This window comes from Acinetobacter sp. Ac_3412, from assembly GCF_013072675.1.
In the GTDB taxonomy this organism is placed as follows: Bacteria; Pseudomonadota; Gammaproteobacteria; order Pseudomonadales; family Moraxellaceae; genus Acinetobacter; species Acinetobacter higginsii.
Map to the genome: position 1 here is coordinate 681,793 of NZ_LXUJ01000009.1, position 16,758 is coordinate 698,550.

The 16,758-nt window shown below is 40.0% G+C and carries 16 protein-coding genes; 4 read left to right on the forward strand and 12 right to left on the reverse strand.

What is annotated here, in order from left to right; translation table 11 throughout:
* The first annotated feature begins 270 nt into the window (after positions 1–270).
* Both A7P54_RS11405 and A7P54_RS11410 read left to right on the forward strand, forming a co-directional pair.
* Complete coding sequence (locus A7P54_RS11405; protein WP_171549625.1) at positions 271–1,257, forward strand: hypothetical protein; 987 nt, start codon at positions 271–273, stop codon at positions 1,255–1,257.
* The gene (locus A7P54_RS11410) at positions 1,251–2,117 is read left to right on the forward strand and encodes a histone deacetylase (protein WP_171549626.1); all 867 of its coding nucleotides are present in this window, start codon (positions 1,251–1,253) and stop codon (positions 2,115–2,117) included. Before A7P54_RS11405 ends, A7P54_RS11410 begins: the two co-directional genes overlap by 7 nt.
* A gap of 6 nt (positions 2,118–2,123) precedes the next feature.
* Here A7P54_RS11410 and A7P54_RS11415 read toward each other — a convergent pair whose 3' ends face one another.
* From A7P54_RS11415 to A7P54_RS11460, 10 genes are all read right to left on the reverse strand, one after another.
* Positions 2,124–2,753 (reverse strand): LysE family translocator, encoded by a 630-nt coding sequence (locus tag A7P54_RS11415; RefSeq protein WP_171549627.1) that lies wholly within the window; start codon positions 2,751–2,753, stop codon positions 2,124–2,126.
* A 133-nt stretch (positions 2,754–2,886) separates the two neighbouring features.
* Positions 2,887–3,582, reverse strand: a complete 696-nt coding sequence (locus A7P54_RS11420; protein ID WP_004654491.1) for a methionine ABC transporter permease — start codon at positions 3,580–3,582, stop codon at positions 2,887–2,889.
* Complete coding sequence (locus tag A7P54_RS11425) at positions 3,579–4,607, reverse strand: ATP-binding cassette domain-containing protein (RefSeq protein ID WP_016164210.1); 1,029 nt, start codon at positions 4,605–4,607, stop codon at positions 3,579–3,581. The genes A7P54_RS11420 and A7P54_RS11425 overlap by 4 nt, the downstream gene beginning before the upstream one ends.
* A gap of 71 nt (positions 4,608–4,678) precedes the next feature.
* Positions 4,679–5,554: a MetQ/NlpA family ABC transporter substrate-binding protein gene (locus A7P54_RS11430; protein WP_171549628.1), complete on the reverse strand. Its 876-nt coding sequence runs from the start codon at positions 5,552–5,554 to the stop codon at positions 4,679–4,681.
* Positions 5,555–6,163: 609 nt separating this feature from the next.
* Entirely contained in the window at positions 6,164–7,450 is a 1,287-nt protein-coding gene (gene purD, locus A7P54_RS11435; protein WP_171549629.1) for a phosphoribosylamine--glycine ligase, read from the reverse strand.
* 203 nt (positions 7,451–7,653) lie between these two features.
* Complete coding sequence (gene purH / locus A7P54_RS11440; protein ID WP_171549630.1) at positions 7,654–9,228, reverse strand: bifunctional phosphoribosylaminoimidazolecarboxamide formyltransferase/IMP cyclohydrolase; 1,575 nt, start codon at positions 9,226–9,228, stop codon at positions 7,654–7,656.
* 82 nt (positions 9,229–9,310) lie between these two features.
* Positions 9,311–9,580 (reverse strand): DNA-binding transcriptional regulator Fis, encoded by a 270-nt coding sequence (gene fis / locus A7P54_RS11445; protein WP_001086304.1) that lies wholly within the window; start codon positions 9,578–9,580, stop codon positions 9,311–9,313.
* 373 nt (positions 9,581–9,953) lie between these two features.
* On the reverse strand, positions 9,954–10,814 hold the full coding sequence (locus tag A7P54_RS11450; protein WP_005204788.1) for a DUF3426 domain-containing protein: 861 nt from the start codon (positions 10,812–10,814) through the stop codon (positions 9,954–9,956).
* Positions 10,815–10,828: 14 nt separating this feature from the next.
* Positions 10,829–11,734: a 50S ribosomal protein L11 methyltransferase gene (gene prmA, locus A7P54_RS11455; RefSeq protein ID WP_005204784.1), complete on the reverse strand. Its 906-nt coding sequence runs from the start codon at positions 11,732–11,734 to the stop codon at positions 10,829–10,831.
* 176 nt (positions 11,735–11,910) lie between these two features.
* Positions 11,911–12,303, reverse strand: coding sequence for a hypothetical protein (locus A7P54_RS11460; protein WP_171549631.1), 393 nt, complete (start codon positions 12,301–12,303; stop codon positions 11,911–11,913).
* A 252-nt stretch (positions 12,304–12,555) separates the two neighbouring features.
* Here A7P54_RS11460 and mnmG point away from each other — a divergent pair, with 252 nt between their 5' ends.
* Both mnmG and A7P54_RS11470 read left to right on the forward strand, forming a co-directional pair.
* Positions 12,556–14,436, forward strand: a complete 1,881-nt coding sequence (mnmG, locus tag A7P54_RS11465; RefSeq protein ID WP_033133654.1) for a tRNA uridine-5-carboxymethylaminomethyl(34) synthesis enzyme MnmG — start codon at positions 12,556–12,558, stop codon at positions 14,434–14,436.
* A gap of 100 nt (positions 14,437–14,536) precedes the next feature.
* Positions 14,537–14,869, forward strand: coding sequence for a multidrug efflux SMR transporter (locus A7P54_RS11470; RefSeq protein WP_171549632.1), 333 nt, complete (start codon positions 14,537–14,539; stop codon positions 14,867–14,869).
* A gap of 61 nt (positions 14,870–14,930) precedes the next feature.
* On the opposite strand, the gene A7P54_RS11475 is transcribed toward A7P54_RS11470, so the two are convergent.
* Both A7P54_RS11475 and A7P54_RS11480 read right to left on the reverse strand, forming a co-directional pair.
* Complete coding sequence (locus A7P54_RS11475; RefSeq protein WP_171549633.1) at positions 14,931–15,554, reverse strand: sterol desaturase family protein; 624 nt, start codon at positions 15,552–15,554, stop codon at positions 14,931–14,933.
* A gap of 97 nt (positions 15,555–15,651) precedes the next feature.
* Positions 15,652–16,653 (reverse strand): AraC family transcriptional regulator, encoded by a 1,002-nt coding sequence (locus tag A7P54_RS11480; RefSeq protein WP_171549634.1) that lies wholly within the window; start codon positions 16,651–16,653, stop codon positions 15,652–15,654.
* Between the last annotated feature and the right edge of the window lie 105 nt (positions 16,654–16,758).

The following is a 16,758-nucleotide window of genomic DNA, read 5'->3' on the forward strand; positions in this document are numbered from 1 at the left end:
AGTGCAAAATTCCTACTGATTTATAGCCCTGAATAATGACTTTATCGGGCAGATTTTGACAGCCACTTTCAATAGATATCTTAATCGTTGACAAGTGTTATATTTTCAATAAAGATGAGATAAAAGTTTTATAAGTTAATGATTTATCTTTAGTCGTATAAAAATATTGAAGTAAAGCTAAATAATTTCAATGATTAAATTTAAAAAGAGAAATAAAGATCTTTTACGATGGGTGAAAAGTGATAAATCTGAAGAATAAGAGGGGGCGTTATGTCTGAGCTGATCGATCATGAAGTGGTCGTTATCTTTAAAAAGTATTTATATCCGCTCTCTGCCAAACTTACAGAAATGCTGAATGAGCATTTTAGTCATCAGACTGAACGTCGGGGGTGCGGTTATACGCAGGCGACGCGTGTTATTGCAGAGTTTGTTTCTCAAGTTCGGGATCCAATCGGGTTTCAGGATTTGCGTATTTTTGAAGAATACGAGACCAAAGCTTTGCGTAATATTCTTAATCAAAGCTCATCTTATGGTTTAGAGTTAGAAACATGGCGTAATTTGGATACCAATTTAAACGTCCAACAATGCTTGCAGCGTATAAACCCACAAGAAAGTTTTGCACAGAGCTTACAGCAGGAAGTTGAGTTTCAAGCCAAACTCAGAAATATTCATCAATATGCCCAACTTGAAGAAAGCAAACTGATTTGCCAGTTACTTAGCGATATTATCCTACCGCAAGATGCCAAAAACCTTGAAATGATTGAATGTCGAGCTTTAGAGGAAAAACCTAAAGTAGGCTCTTGCCCGATGGCAGAGAAATTCTTCTTGCGTATTGCACACCACCGTTTATTAAGACAAGGTGAAATCAATATTTTTGTGGATGAGCATGATCAACCTATCATGATGGAAAAGTTAAATATGGGGGATAATCACTCTTGCATCAGCTTAGTTCCCTTGATGATGAATGGTGTTTGTTTACCTGCGGGAAGTTTGTTTTCAACACATTATGAAATCGAGCAGCTCGAAAAACATAAAAATAAGCAATATAAAGGCTATGTGATCCCGATTGCCGAGATGAATGGTTTTTGGTTTTTACGTTTAACTACCTTGGCTGTGTCACCTGAAAATCGTGCGCGTGCCTTTGGTTATCACTTTAAACAACAGGTCGATAATGGATTATTTAGACCGGATACAACCGAATTGAGTCAGCTGATGGAAATTGCGCATGATCAGATTTACGTAGGACATCCATGCTAAAAGCCTGTTACTCTCCACGCTATTTTGCACGAACGCATACCAATAGTATGGAAAAACTCACTGCTGTTGCGGATGTATTACGTGCTCAACAGATGGCTGAATTGATAGACCCAGGCAGCATTGATGTTGAGCTGTTAAAGAAATTGCACAATCCACAGTATGTGGAGGCGTTTTTATCTGGACAGTCTGCCTTTGCCACCATACAAGGCTTTAAGCCATGGAATGAACAACTGAGAGATGCGATTTTATCGGTTCAGGCTGGACAGTTAGTTGGAGCTGAAATTGCTTTGCAAGAGGGGATTGCTGCAAATATTGCCCAAGGATTTCACCATGCCAGTTATGAATCTGGTGCAGCCTATTGTACCTTTAATGGCTTAGCGCTGGTTGCTAAGCAATATCCTGAAAAACGAATCTTTGTTTTGGATTGTGATCAACATGGTGGAGATGGCACAGCTATTTTCACCAATCGTATGACCAATCTGATTAATTTTGGAATTTTTGGAATCCGTTTTGGCTGTAAGGCCAGTGAGCGCAGTTTGACCCGTTATATTCACCCCAAGCAAGGTAATTTCGATTTATATCGTGAAGCGATCTTTGAGGCATTCCAATATGCTTCGCGGTGGGATACAGATTTAATTATTTATCAAGCAGGTATGGACTGCCATCAACATGATAAATACGGCTCTAAATGGTTTAGTACTGAATTGTTATTCGAGCGTGATCGCATTGTCTTTGAAATGGCGAAAAAAATGAAAATCCCAATGTTGTTTGTGTTGGCGGGGGGGTATCAGGCACTGGATGATTTGGTGCCTTTGCATGTAAATACCTTTAAGGCGGCGAATGAAGTTTACTTTCCATAAGCTGATTTAGTGTTGGCCCAAAACCAGAAATAGGCCCAAAGAAATAAAGATTAAACCGCCCAATATAGACATAGTTTTTTGGATACTTTGGGATTTATTCATTTTTCTCATGACGAATTCAGCCAGAAAAACGCATACAAGATCTGCAGAAATAAAAATTGTATTAACGATTAAACCTAAAAGGATAAATTGTAGCCAGACCGGTGATTGAGAAGCACTATTGATAAATTGAGGTAAAAATGCGAGATAAAAAATCGCAGTTTTAGGATTTAATACTTCGACCAAGATACTTTCTTTGAGTGTTCTTCCTGCAATTTCTTCTTGAGCAGTGTTTAGCGTGTTGGATGTTGGCGTTTCTTTAATGAGTTTAATACCTAACCAGATCAACCAACATGCACCAAGGACTTTAATGACGGTATATAGAACTGGAAATAGATGAAACAGTGTCGTGAGCCCGACTGCGGCGGCTATGATATGAGCACATCCTCCTATAAAAAGTCCTAAAGTTGCCATGAAACCAGATTTTTGCCCTTTTGCTAAAGTTTGTGCGGCGGTATATAGCATTGCTGGGCCAGGAATATAAGCAAAAATAAACGTTGTAATTAAGAAAGTAGTTAGTATTTCAAGCGATGCCATATTGTGCTCTTGCTGGATTTTTTACTATTATTTTAATAGAGCATTATTTTATATCATTTGGTCAGTTTTTGAGAAAAATAAAAGGAATATATTGAGTTTTCAATATATTCCTTAATAAGATATAGAATGAAAATTAGCGTAATTTAGCTAACCAATCTCCAAGCATTTGTACCATTTGAACCAATAGCAATAAAACAATCACGGTTAAAATCACCACGCTGGTATCGAAACGTTGGTAACCATAAGAAATCGCCAAGTCACCAATACCACCCGCACCAACAGCACCTGCCATTGCAGTCGCACCAATCAGGGAAATCGTCCCTGTGGTTAAATTAAGGATTAGAGAGCTACGTGCTTCAGGGATAATAAATTTAAAGATAATTTGCCAAGGTGATGCACCCATTGCCTGAGCGGATTCAACAATGCCTTCATTCACTTCAAGTAACGAAGTTTCAATTAAACGACCTAAATATGGGCCGACATAAATGGTTAAAGGTACAATCGCAGCCCAAGTCCCAATTGATGTTCCAACTAACATTTTGGTCAGTGGAATAACAGCAATCAGTAAGATAATGAAGGGAAGAGAACGCAGTGCATTCACAATCGGATTGAGGAAATAATAAATCGCGCGATTTTGTAAAATACCACCCGTACGGGTAACCACTAAGGTAATGCCTTGGATAAGTCCCCAAATACAGCCAAACAGCAGCGAGAAGAACACCATTTGGAAGGTTTCTTGTAGTGCTGTAACAAATTGGTCGATGGATAAGGAACTATGCCAAAATGGAGCGGTAACTTGGGTCAACCATTGTACGATTAAATCTCTCATTGGCTAACCACTCCAGACTGTTCAACTTTCACGCCTTGAAGCTCAAGAAATTTAACAGTTTCTTGAATGGTCAGCGGATCACCTAAGAGTTGGATGAACATTTGTCCAATCACGGTGCCATTAATTTCTGTCATGTTCGCGAAAAGAATATTTAGACTGATATCAAATTGCTTAATCGCAGCCTGAATCACGGTTTCTTGTGCTGATGTACCTAAGAACTGCAAGCTGTAAATACTATTATGATGCTTATGCTCAAGATTATTCAGAATATTGATCGGCAACTGTTGTTGCAATACCGTTTGAATAAAGGTCTTGGTGGTTGGATGCTGTGGCTGACTGAAAATATCCAATGTCGGACCAGTTTCAATCACATGACCAGCTTCCATCACAGCAACATAATCACAAACCGATTCAATCACATCCATTTCATGGGTCACCATGACAATGGTAATGTTTTGTTCTTGATTGATCTTTTTTAATAAAGCCAAAACTGATTTAGTGGTTTGTGGATCAAGGGCAGAGGTTGCTTCATCACAGAGTAAAATCTTAGGATGATTTGCAAGTGCACGTGCAATCCCGACACGTTGTTTTTGACCACCTGAAAGTTCATCAGGGTAGGCATCTTTTTTATGTTTGAGATCAATGAAATCAAGTAATTCAGCGAGGCGTTTTTCTCGTTCTGCTTTGCTATGACCTAATAATTTCAGCGGTATTTCAATATTTTCAGACACGGTTTTAGTCTGAAGTAAATTGAAATGCTGAAAGATCATGCCGATATTTGCACGTTCTTGACGAAGTGTACGCGCATCCATTGCGGTAAAATCTTTTTGATTAATGATCACTTGTCCCTGAGTCGGGCGCTCAAGTAAATTAATCATACGGATAAGCGTACTTTTACCTGCACCACTGTAGCCAATAATGCCAAAGATACTACCGTCGGGGATCTCTAAATTAATCTGATCCAGCGCGTTAATCGTTTGACCTTTTAACTGATAGTGTTTCGAAATGTTTTTAAATTGGATCATGTTCGTCAATACTATGCAAAAAAGAAAAAACAGGCAAAATCACTTTGCCTGTTTTATTTGAGGGTATTATATTACGAATTCGCTTCTGTGAGGTAGCTTGTTGGTTTATTTACGTCAACTTTCGTACCAGCAAAGTGTTCTTGTACATACTGCTTCACAGCTTCAGTATGGTAAAGCGCGCCAACTTTTTGGAGCACGGCATCATCTTTACGTGATTCTGCTGTTGCCAATACATTGACATTTAATTTGGTACTTTGATCAACTGGTTCATAGTAGATTGCATCTTTAAGAACGTTTAAACCACCTTCCATTGCAAGTGTATTACCCAACAAAATCGCATCAACTTCGTCTTTAACACGTACAGCTGTCGCCATTTGGATAGGTTTAATCACGATTTTCTTGCTGTTTTCGATAATGTCAGCAGGTGTGCCTTTTACAGGGTCGAAATCAGCTTTTAATTTGATTAAGCCAGCACTTTGTAAAAGTAATAAAGCACGTGATTCATTGGCACCGTCATTTGGAATCGCAATGGTTGCGCCTTCAGCAAACTCTTCAACTTTCTTTACTTTGCTTGAGTAGATACCCATTGGTTCTAAGTAAGTGGTTGAAACAGGCGCAATCTTGTCTTTATTTGCAGCATTGAATGCGACAAGGTAAGCGTAAGATTGGAATGCGTTCAAATCAACTTCTTTATTCGCGGCCGCAGTGTTCATTGCAACGTAGTCTGTGAAGTTCTTGATTTCGAGTTTAAGTCCAGCGGCTTTAGTTTCTGGTAATGTTGCGATATAACGCCAAATATCAGCGTCTGAACCTGTAGAAGCGATTACAACGGTTTGTAATGCAGCAGCATCACCTTTTTGTTCAGTAGATGCGGTATCTTGTTGTTTACTGCAGGCTGCAAGTAATAACACAGATACACTTAAAAAAAGACTAATCAGCTTTTTCATGTATAAATCCTAATCGGAAAATGTCGAGAAAATCATCATTTCTCTAGCATTAATGATTGCAATAGGTTTGTATGTTGTAAATTGACATCGCACTCAAAACAATCCCTGAATTATTCTTAAAGTTTGAACAAGTGTGATAGATCTACAACATCCGAAAAGTAGATGAATATTCATGTTCCAATTCAGTATATACAGATAGGAACCAACTGTTCATCTCATTTTCAAATCAAATTTGGATTTAGCTGCAATTTGTTTTGTTAGGTTCAATATTCTAGACATTTAAAAATAATGAAAAAGAATATACAGTTAACATAAAAACAACATCTAAAATTTCGGCAATCATAGCAACAATTTATGGGCGGTTATAGTGGAACAGCTTGTACTTTGAAACTTAACAACCTGCTTATTTGAAGAAAATCATGGTCTAAGTAAATATAAATAAATGATAGTTTTATAAATTTTTCCAAAAACATAAAGAGAGGAATCAGTTGAATAATAAATATATATTTTTCTGAATTTTATATTTAAATAATGAATATAGAATTCATATTTATGCAGTTTATGGAATAAAAAAGCCTTCCGAAGAAGGCTTTTTCTGCTCAACAAAGCTTATTCAGCTTTTTCACGAGCAATTGCGCGGTAACCGATGTCACTGCGGTATTGCATACCTGTAAAGGTTACTTGACCGCATACTTCTAAGGCATTAATTTGCGCTTCAAGTACGGTATCACCCAGTGCAGTCACACACAGTACGCGACCACCAGCAGTAATCACATGTCCATCAGCACTCATCGCCGTGCCTGCATGGAAAATCTTGGTGTCTTCTGGAGATTGACCAAGACCTGAAATCACATCACCGTTACGTACGGTTTCTGGATAACCTTCCGCTGCGAGTACGATACCAATTGACTTACGTTCATCCCATTCAGCTTCGCTTGGCAAGCTACCTGCGATACCTGCTTCAACTAAATCAACTAAAGATGATTTTAAACGCATCATAATCGGTTGAGTTTCAGGATCGCCAAAGCGGCAGTTGAACTCGATCACACGTGGCTGACCTTGTTCATCAATCATCAAGCCAGCATATAAGAAGCCAGTGTAAACATGACCATCTGCTGCCATACCGTCAACAGTAGGACGCATCACTTCGTTCATGACACGTTCAAAGACTTCTGCCGTTACCACAGGAGCAGGAGAGTAAGCACCCATACCACCAGTGTTTGGGCCTTCATCGCCTTCAAAAATACGTTTGTGATCTTGTGAAGTGGCCATTGGTAAAATGTTGTTGCCATCGATCATACAAATGAAGCTTGCTTCTTCACCAGCAAGGAACTGCTCGATGACAACACGTGAACCTGCATCACCAAACTTGTTACCCGCAAGCATATCGTCAATCGCAGCAAAAGCTTCTTCGTTGGTCATTGCCACGATTACGCCTTTACCTGCAGCTAGACCGTCTGCTTTAATCACAATAGGTGCGCCATTTTTTTCAACGTAGGCTTTCGCCGCATCCACTTCAGTGAAAACGTCATAAAAAGCGGTAGGAATGTTGTGGCGTTTTAAGAAATGTTTGGCAAATGCTTTCGAACCTTCAAGCTGTGCAGCGTACTGGGTTGGGCCCCAGATTTTTAAACCTGCTTCACGTGCTGCATCTACCACACCATTGACTAATGGTGCTTCTGGACCAACAATCACCAATGCAATATCATTTGCTTTTGCAAATGCGATGATTGCTGGATTGTCTAGAATATTAAGCTCTACGTTTGTACATTTGTCTTCTGTTGCCGTGCCTGCATTACCCGGTGCAACGAACACTTGAGTGACTTTTGCATCTTGTGCGATTTTCCATGCAAGTGCATGTTCACGGCCACCGCTACCCAAAACTAAAATATTCATTATTAAGTTATTTCCCTTTTTCAGTATCTAAGAATATACCTGTTCAGAATAAAAAAGTCCCTCTTAACCTCTCCCTTGCGGAACTACAATCGTTCCTCATCTCCTAAGAGGAGAGGGAACCCATATTGATATTGGTGTAGTCTCCCTCCTTTTAGGAGGGAGATTTAGAGGGAGGTAAATAAGACGGAATTTTTAAAGTAGTATTAGTGACGGAAGTGACGCATGCCTGTGAACACCATGGCAATACCAGCTTCATCCGCTGCTGCAATGGTTTCTTCGTCGCGCATTGAACCGCCTGGTTGGATAATACATTTAATACCAGCCTTAGCCGCATTATCAATACCATCACGGAAAGGGAAGAATGCATCGGATGCCATTACAGCTCCTTCAACCACTAAACCTGCATGTTCAGCTTTAATCGCTGCAATACGTGCTGAGTTGACGCGGCTCATTTGACCTGCACCTACACCAATGGTTTGACGATTTTTTGCATAAACAATTGCATTTGATTTCACATATTTCGCTACTTTCCAAGCAAAGATCAAATCATCAATTTCTTGTTCAGTTGGCGCACGTTTGGTCACAACTTTAAGATCATCTTTGGTGATCATGCCTAGATCTTGGTCTTGAACCAATAAGCCGCCATTCACACGCTTATAGTCAAGTTGTGCTGCACGAGCGTCAATTGCTGGGAGCTCACCACACACCAACACACGTACATTCTTTTTCGCACCTGTGATTTCAAGTACGCCATCCGCAATGCTTGGTGCAATAATCACTTCAACGAATTGACGATCTACAATCGCTTGTGCAGTCGCAGTGTCCAATTCACGGTTGAATGCAATGATGCCACCGAAAGCAGATTCAGGATCGGTTGCATAAGCAAGATCATAAGCTACTTTGATACCATCCAATGAAACAGCAACGCCACAAGGGTTCGCATGTTTAACGATCACACAGGCAGGCTTCGCAAATGATTTCACACATTCAAGTGCTGCATCGGTATCTGCAATATTGTTATAAGAAAGTTCTTTGCCTTGTAATTGCTTCGCAGTAGAAACAGATGCTTCTTGAGCTGTTGCTTCAACATAAAAAGCCGCATTTTGATGAGGGTTTTCACCATAACGTAAATCTTGTGCTTTATTCAGTTGGGTATTGAAGGTACGCGGGAACAGATCCGCTTCGCCTTCAGTTTTGCCAACGCGCGCGCCTAAATAAGAGGCGATCATGCCATCGTATTGTGCAGTGTGCTCAAATGCTTTTACCGCTAAGTCGAAACGAGTTTCGTAAGAAAGCGCACCATTTGCTTTTAATTCAGCAACGACTGTGTCGTAGTCAGCTGCATTCACGATAATGCCTACTGAAGCATGGTTCTTCGCAGCGGCACGAACCATCGTTGGACCACCGATGTCGATATTCTCGATTGCATCTGCAAGTGAACAGTTTGGTTTTGCTACTGTGGCTGCAAATGGATACAGGTTTACAATCACTAGATCAATCGGATCGATGTTGTGTTCTTGCATCACTGCTTCGTCCAGACCACGACGCGCTAAGATGCCTCCATGAATTTTAGGATGTAATGTTTTTACACGACCATCCATCATTTCAGGAAAACCTGTATGTTCAGAAACCTCTACTACGGTGATATTGTTGTCTTTAAGCAACTTATATGTACCGCCCGTAGATAAAATTTCTACCCCTAGAGCTACAAGATTTTGAGCGAATTCAACGATTCCGGTTTTATCAGATACAGAGATTAAAGCACGTTTGATAGTCATGATTTTAGTCAACAGTTTGAAGTCTACAGATTAAAAATAAAAGGCAAAAAAAATGCCCACGAGAACGTGAGCATTTTATCAATTATTCACTCATTAAACCGTGAGCTTTTAACTTTTTGCGTAAAGTTCCGCGGTTAAGGCCTAAAATCTCAGCGGCACGTGTTTGATTACCGCGAGTATATTCTAAGACCACAGATAAAAGAGGTTTCTCCATTTCTGCTAAAACCATGTCATAAACTTGAGATGGTTGCTCACCTTGCAATTGTGCAAAATAATGACGAACTGCGCGATCTACATGGATGCGAAGAGCGACATCAGATTGAGCCGTAAAAATAGGAGATTTGCTATTCATGCGTGTTAATCCGAAATATCAAAATATCACTTGGGTAAAGTGATATAAATGTGGTCTAAATTACTGAGCCCCGTTTTAGATCCTAAAACAGTGACTCTAAAACAAAAGGACTATTAGCTTGCCACAAATCCTCGAGCTGTGTAAAAAATAAGCGTAACAATAGTTAAATATTTGTTACCGCCTACTTTTAAAAACAAAAAAACCAACAATGCGCTTATTGGGTAAAAGCACAGTTCGTTTAACGATTTTATTGTCTATAAATTACGAGGAGTAAGTAGGTCAAGCATTCGTGGCGCGTATCATACCACTGTCAGCGAAAAAGTGAGCAAATTAACTGCACTTTTTTTTGTTTTTTTGTCACTTTTTTGAGCTTTTAGGGCTGTACAAATTCTAAACTATAGTCATTGAAGCTATTTTTACTTTTTGGAAGGGTAAATTCGAAGCGAAAAGGGCTGTTGGTTGGAATGCGTTGAATCGTTTTTAAACTGTCAACTAAATAATCTTGTGGTTTGAGCATTACGTTAAAAACGGCTTCGTCGTTTTGTTTGAGCACGACTTTAATAGGAGGCAGTGCCACGCTGTTCTCATTATGATTTAGAAGCACACCTGAAAAAACAGTAGCATCTTTTTCTCCACGCTTAATTTTTACTTTTTCAAAACTAAGATATTTATATTGTTCATCACTGGTTTTGCACGAAAAAATGCCGCAAGCATAATTAAACATCTGATTCAAGGCTGGGCTTTCATGCATCAGTTTTGGGTTGAACCATAAAATCTGAAAAGCAAATACTAAAATTAAAGCAATATTACCGAGCCCCCAAAGCGTGTAATACAGCCAACCATGTTGTTTATCATTATTCTCATGGTCAATTTGTAAAGTATCTTCAGACAGATTTAAATTAGGTAAGGCAGTAACAGGCTCGGTATTGAAATAATTGAGGTTGTTGAGATAGGTCAATAAATCAATATTTGAGTTTTCAATTTTCTGATCAAAGATGCTCAAAATCTGCATTTGTTTTTCTGCAAACGAGCTGTCAGGTTGAATTGAAGAAAAAAGTGAGCGATTGACAGGTGTCGGAATCGCTTCACTATCTGTTTCTAATAAGTTGGTTAATGCATTAAAGTTAATGACACATTTCGGACAACAAACCATACCCTGTGCAACACTGAGTTGTGAAAGGGTCACTTTGTACACAGTTGAACATTTAGGGCAGCGGGTTTGTTTTTCACTCATAAGTAACAATGTTCTCAAATTGTTGTTTTACGTTTTCCTGAAATGCGACACCAGTTTTCTTCACGCTTTTCGATCTCTAATATATCAAAAAACTGTGAGTAAACACTAGAAACATCAGCAACTTGCTCTTCGATTACACCTGCAAGTGCGAACTCGCCCTCATTTTTTATTAAAGTTGAGAATTCAGGCGCAAGTGCCATTAATGGTGCCGCTAAAATATTGGCGACAAGGACATCTGCTTGTTGTGGTTTAAATTCTTGATCGAACTCTTCGGGTAATCCTACAGAAAGACGATCCAGTACACCATTTAATTCTGCATTTTGTTTGGTCGCAAGTACCGCTTGTGGATCAATATCAGTCGCATAAACTTTTTTAGCGCCGAGTAATAAAGCCGCAACACCTAAGATGCCTGAGCCACAACCATAGTCGATCACAACTTTGTCTTTAACATCAGTTTTACCTAGCCATTGTAAGCATAAGAAGGTACTTGCATGGTTTCCAGTACCGAAGGCAAGGCCTGGATCTAACTTAATATTGGTTGCATCAGCTTCAGGTGGTTCTAACCATTCTGGTACGATCCAGTATTTTTCACCAATTTGAATCGGTTCATAATAATCCATCCAAGCACGTTCCCACACTTGGTTTTCCAAGTATTCATGGCGCATTGGTACATCTGGAAGTTGTGCTTTTAAAAAGGCTTCTAAAGTATCGACATCAATTGGGTCATCTTCTTCTTGTTGATAAATCCCCGTGACGATGACTTTATTCCAAAGAGGTGTTTCACCTGGCAATGGTTCAAGTAAGGCTTGGTCTTCAGCATCATCTAAAGTTACGCTCACCGCGCCTAATGACAGGAGTAATGTTTCGGTCAGTTCGACTTGGTTTTGATCAACAGTAATATGAATTTGTAGCCAGTTCACAGGAAAACCTAAATAAATGTATTTGTGCTTATTGTAATGGATTCGTGCTTGTTAAAGGGATTATAAAGTAGACAGATTACAATTTTAAGATGAAATATTTTGTCCTAATGCAGTCTATTATATTGTTTTTATATAAAAGAAGGCCTAATTAGGCCTTCTTTTATATCATTTATGCATTAAGGTGCAGTTTGTTCGACATCAGGTGCTACTGGTGGTGCAGGAGCGATAGCGGGTGCTTCCATGGGTGCAGTGCTATTGTCTACTGGTGCACTACTGACTGGGCGAGGTGCCGATTGCGTTTCTGAAAGACGACTTTGAGTCTCAACGGCAGCATTCGATGCAGGTGTTGGTGGTTGGAATGCTAACTTACCAGCTTCATTATGCTCACATGAACCATTGAAAACAACGCCTTTAAATGCAAATGAAACTGGATCACCTTGTTTTTTGCCTTTACAGACCTGTTGATATTTCTTGGCCTGTTGGTCTTGGCTTGCTTTGGTATCTGCATGCGCAGCTACGCTAAAACATAGACTACAAATTAGAGATGAAAATAAAAGCTTTGTGTTCATATCATTGTCCTAAAGTATTTTTTATACACTTTTTAGGATAAGAAACTGGGCAGATAAAACAGTGGTGTTCAAGTTAATAGTGATGAATCGCTGTGTGCAGTCTAAGAGGAAAATGCAACATAAGGTTTCTTTTTGTATGTTCTGTAGTCAGAACAGGGGCTTGCAATCCTCAACAATCTTGACTGTTTTTGGCAATTTAATGCAAAACTCCTGTATAATGCTCTGTCATTTTTTGAATACACATTTACCACTATGCACTATCCTAAAGTTTACGACGTTATCGTAATTGGCGGCGGTCACGCTGGTACGGAAGCAGCGCTTGCTGCGGCACGTATGGGAAGACAAACATTATTGTTAACGCATAACATTGAAACTTTGGGACAGATGAGCTGTAACCCAGCGATTGGTGGTATTGGTAAATCACATCTTGTCCGCGAGATTGATGCACTCGGTGGTGCAATGGCACTCGCAGCGGATAAAGGTGGTATTCAATTCCGTATTCTAAATTCTCGTAAAGGTGCAGCTGTACGCGCAACACGTGCGCAAGCGGACCGTGTACGTTATAAAGCAGCGATTCGCGATACTTTAGAAAATCAAGCAAACTTGGATATTTTCCAGCAAGCTGCAGACGACTTAATTGTTGAAGGCGATACTGTTAAAGGTGTTGTGACCCAAATGGGGATCCGTTTTGATACCAAGACGGTGGTATTGACGACAGGAACTTTCTTGGGTGGGGTGATTCATGTCGGCTTACAAAATTCAAGTGGTGGTCGTGCAGGTGATCCACCATCGATTGCTTTAGCACATCGTTTACGTGAACTTAAATTACCCGTTGGACGTTTAAAGACGGGTACTCCGCCTCGTATTGATGCACGCACAGTTGATTTTTCTGTCATGACGCCACAACCGGGTGATTTCCCATCGCCAGTGATGTCGTTTATGGGTGATGCATCTATGCACCCTGAACAAGTCAATTGCTATATCACGCATACCAGTGAAAAAACCCATGAAATTATTCGTGGCGGTTTAGATCGCTCACCAATGTATACTGGTGTGATCGAAGGTGTTGGTCCACGTTATTGCCCATCAATCGAAGATAAGATCCACCGCTTTGCTGATAAAGATTCACATCAAGTGTTCTTGGAGCCTGAAGGCTTAGATACCCATGAGCTTTATCCAAACGGCATTTCGACTTCATTGCCATTTGACGTACAGTTCAATTTGGTTCGTTCGATCCGTGGTATGGAAAATGCGCATATCTTGCGTCCAGGCTATGCGATTGAATATGATTATTTCAATCCACAAGCGTTGAAATTCACACTTGAAACCAAGGCGATTCAAAATCTGTACTTTGCGGGTCAAATCAACGGTACCACGGGTTATGAAGAGGCGGGTGCACAGGGCTTGCTCGCAGGTTTGAATGCTGCACGCCGTGCGTGGGAACAAGAAGAATGGACACCAAAACGTGACCAAGCTTATATGGGTGTTTTGGTCGATGACTTGATTACACTCGGTACCAAAGAACCGTATCGTATGTTTACTTCACGTGCGGAATACCGTTTGATGTTACGTGAAGACAATGCCGATCAGCGTTTAACATCAATTGGTCGTGAACTTGGTTTAGTTGACGATGAGCGTTGGGCTGCATATAGCGAAAAAATGGAAGCGGTTGAGCGTGAAACTTCTCGTTTACAACATTTGTGGGCTGCACCAAATAACCCAATGGGTAAAAAGTTCGTTGAAATGACAGGTGCAGATCTCAGTAAAGAATGTAGTGCGATCGATTTACTGAAACGTCCAAATATCAATTTTAGCCAAATTGCTGAATTAACAGGTTCAGAAGTGTCTGAGCATGTGGGTGAGCAGATTGAAATCGCGGTGAAATACGAAGGCTATATTAATCGTCAGCATGAAGATGTTGCACAATTAAAACGTCTTGAAGAAACCCGAATCCCTGCTGATTTTGAATATGAGGGTATTTCAGGTTTGTCACGTGAGATCACATTAAAGCTAAACACGGTTCGCCCTGAAACATTAGCACAAGCAAGTCGTATCCCAGGGGTAACACCAGCTGCGGTACAGTTACTGATGATTACGATCCGTAAAAACAATATGGCGAAGAAATCGGCTTAATTGCCTGCTTCGTCTATTGTCGTAAATGTTAAAAACACCCTTCTACAAAGGGTGTTTTTTTCTGCTAAGCAAATTCTGTTTAATTGAAGGGGATGAGTAAATGAACAATTGGATAATTTTATTCATTGCGATTACTGCGGAAGTGATTGCAACCTCTGCCTTAAAAAGTAGTGAAGGTTTTACCAAACCAGTTGCTTCCATCGTGGTTGTAGTGGGTTATCTGATTGCATTCTATTGCTTGTCTCTAACCTTAAAAACGATTCCTGTAGGCGTTGCTTATGCGATTTGGTCTGGTGTTGGGATCGTTTTGATTACGACCGTGGCTTGGTTTGTATTTGACCAAAAACTAGATATTTGGGGAATTATTGGGATTGTCTTGATTATGAGTGGTGTGTTGATTCTCAATTTACTGTCTAAAACCAGCTCGCATTAACTTTGTCACAAAAAAACCGAGTCATGTATATACTCGGTTTCTTGTCTGATCTGCACGCTAGCTATAAGCTAATTTCAATCCCTTGTTTTAAATTCTGCTGATCAAATTGCGTATTGATATCAATTTGAGCATAAGCTTTCGGTAATAAACGACGTGCTGTTTGATTTACTCTTTTTTCCAACCACTTCGGCATGTTAATCGCCAATGGATTAGTTTCTGTGACCGATACATTGGTCATCACACGAGTTCCCATAATGTAATCAAACCATGGTTTAGTCACACACCAATTGGCATTTTGATTGCTGGTCATGTGATGATCATAATGCCAAGGAATTCGTTTTTTAGCGAACTCTGGATCGAGGTGTGATTTGGCATGCACCTTCCAATAATTCCAAATGCCATAGTACAAACCTGCGGTAAAGAACGGTGCAACCGGTAGAAAAATAGTGGATGCAGCCGCTAGGCCGATAAGTGCTGATTTTTCATTGTACATCTCAGAATTTTTAAACATCGACTCCGCATAGCCTTCATCATGAAAGCCATTTAAGCGAGCACGCTTGTGATGCGCAATATGAGTAAAGAACGGACTGTTTCTATTCTTGCTTGGGAATTCGTGTAACCAGACTTTGTGGAAATACCACTCCATACCATTTGCGACAAAAACGCCTACTGGAAAACCGATCATGCTTGGATTACCTCGTTTAACATAGATCGGATTTTAAAAAGAGAAGAGTAAAAAGTTTTGACTGATCTGACAGTTTTAAGCTGCCTATCCAATCAATTTAAGTCTGCTTACGTTGTCGATATGCAGTAGGTGTCTCTCCAGTCCAGCGTTTAAATGCTCTGGAAAATGCTGAAGGTTCAGAAAAACCCGTCAGATAAACAATCTGGTCGATGCTTTCTTCGGTTTGAGAAAGTAAGCGACGCGCAAGACGTTCACGGTAATGGGCAATGACTTTTTCGTAGCTGGTATTTAACAGTTGTAAATCCGCTCTTAAACTCCGAGCGCTACGTCCTAAATGCTCGGCAATGATGTTCTGGTCAAATTCACCAGACTCTAATAAACCACTGGCCAAGATTTTTTCGATTTCGTTTATAAGCTGGTGTTTGTTTAATAGCTCAAGCTGTGAGGCAGCATGATGTTCATGTACTTTTAACAGTTCAGGTTCATGAGCAGCAGAGGGTGTCGTTAATTGTGCTGAATCAAAGCAAATATAGCCATTTTCTTGCCCGAGTTTGACAGGACATCCCCAGATTTTCTGATATTCCTCTTGATCTGCTCCATCTGGATATGGCAAGCCGATTTCAAGTGCTATAAATGTTTCATCACTAATGTATTTAAAGAAATTAAGCAAAATACCAATCGCACATTCCAAATAGTGTCGAACAGGATGATTGAGCCCTGAAATCATCACCCTATGTTCATTTATCATTTCTAAGTTAAATGACATGGCATCAGTGAGTAAGGCCTGATATCGAATGGTTCGTTTGAGGCCTTCACCAAATGTTGCACTACTGAGAAAAAGATATTCAATCACTTGTCCACGAAAGGGGGGAACATTGTGACCGACATGTAAACCAATATCGGGATCATGACTAATTTGTTCTGCGGCTTGCCAAAAGCGTTGCTGTGTGGCGTTGTCACGACGGACAAATTTATCAGGTGGCTGATCGGGTAAATGAACACGAGCAAATATGGCAGCGGCATCTAAATTCATCTTTTGCATGGTTTGATAAACCATCCATAAAAAGATGCCTGCATCACTGGTTTTTTTTGAAGTCATAAAACAGGGCAAATACGAGTTTTAAAACAATATACGCTGTTATTTTTTAGATAGAAATGGATTGCAACTAAATCAAAAGGGGAAAGGTACTTATACGCTGATAAG

Bases quoted from the DNA above. Each gene is read 5' to 3' on its own strand.
- A7P54_RS11405 (WP_171549625.1), top strand. From the start codon at position 271: ATGTCTGAGCTGATCGATCATGAAGTGGTCGTTATCTTTAAAAAGTAT.
- A7P54_RS11410 (WP_171549626.1), top strand. From the start codon at position 1,251: ATGCTAAAAGCCTGTTACTCTCCACGCTATTTTGCACGAACGCATACC.
- A7P54_RS11415 (WP_171549627.1), bottom strand. From the start codon at position 2,753: ATGGCATCGCTTGAAATACTAACTACTTTCTTAATTACAACGTTTATT.
- A7P54_RS11420 (WP_004654491.1), bottom strand. From the start codon at position 3,582: ATGAGAGATTTAATCGTACAATGGTTGACCCAAGTTACCGCTCCATTT.
- A7P54_RS11425 (WP_016164210.1), bottom strand. From the start codon at position 4,607: ATGATCCAATTTAAAAACATTTCGAAACACTATCAGTTAAAAGGTCAA.
- A7P54_RS11430 (WP_171549628.1), bottom strand. From the start codon at position 5,554: ATGAAAAAGCTGATTAGTCTTTTTTTAAGTGTATCTGTGTTATTACTT.
- purD (WP_171549629.1), bottom strand. From the start codon at position 7,450: ATGAATATTTTAGTTTTGGGTAGCGGTGGCCGTGAACATGCACTTGCA.
- purH (WP_171549630.1), bottom strand. From the start codon at position 9,228: ATGACTATCAAACGTGCTTTAATCTCTGTATCTGATAAAACCGGAATC.
- fis (WP_001086304.1), bottom strand. From the start codon at position 9,580: ATGAATAGCAAATCTCCTATTTTTACGGCTCAATCTGATGTCGCTCTT.
- A7P54_RS11450 (WP_005204788.1), bottom strand. From the start codon at position 10,814: ATGAGTGAAAAACAAACCCGCTGCCCTAAATGTTCAACTGTGTACAAA.
- A7P54_RS11460 (WP_171549631.1), bottom strand. From the start codon at position 12,303: ATGAACACAAAGCTTTTATTTTCATCTCTAATTTGTAGTCTATGTTTT.
- mnmG (WP_033133654.1), top strand. From the start codon at position 12,556: ATGCACTATCCTAAAGTTTACGACGTTATCGTAATTGGCGGCGGTCAC.
- A7P54_RS11470 (WP_171549632.1), top strand. From the start codon at position 14,537: ATGAACAATTGGATAATTTTATTCATTGCGATTACTGCGGAAGTGATT.
- A7P54_RS11475 (WP_171549633.1), bottom strand. From the start codon at position 15,554: ATGATCGGTTTTCCAGTAGGCGTTTTTGTCGCAAATGGTATGGAGTGG.
- A7P54_RS11480 (WP_171549634.1), bottom strand. From the start codon at position 16,653: ATGACTTCAAAAAAAACCAGTGATGCAGGCATCTTTTTATGGATGGTT.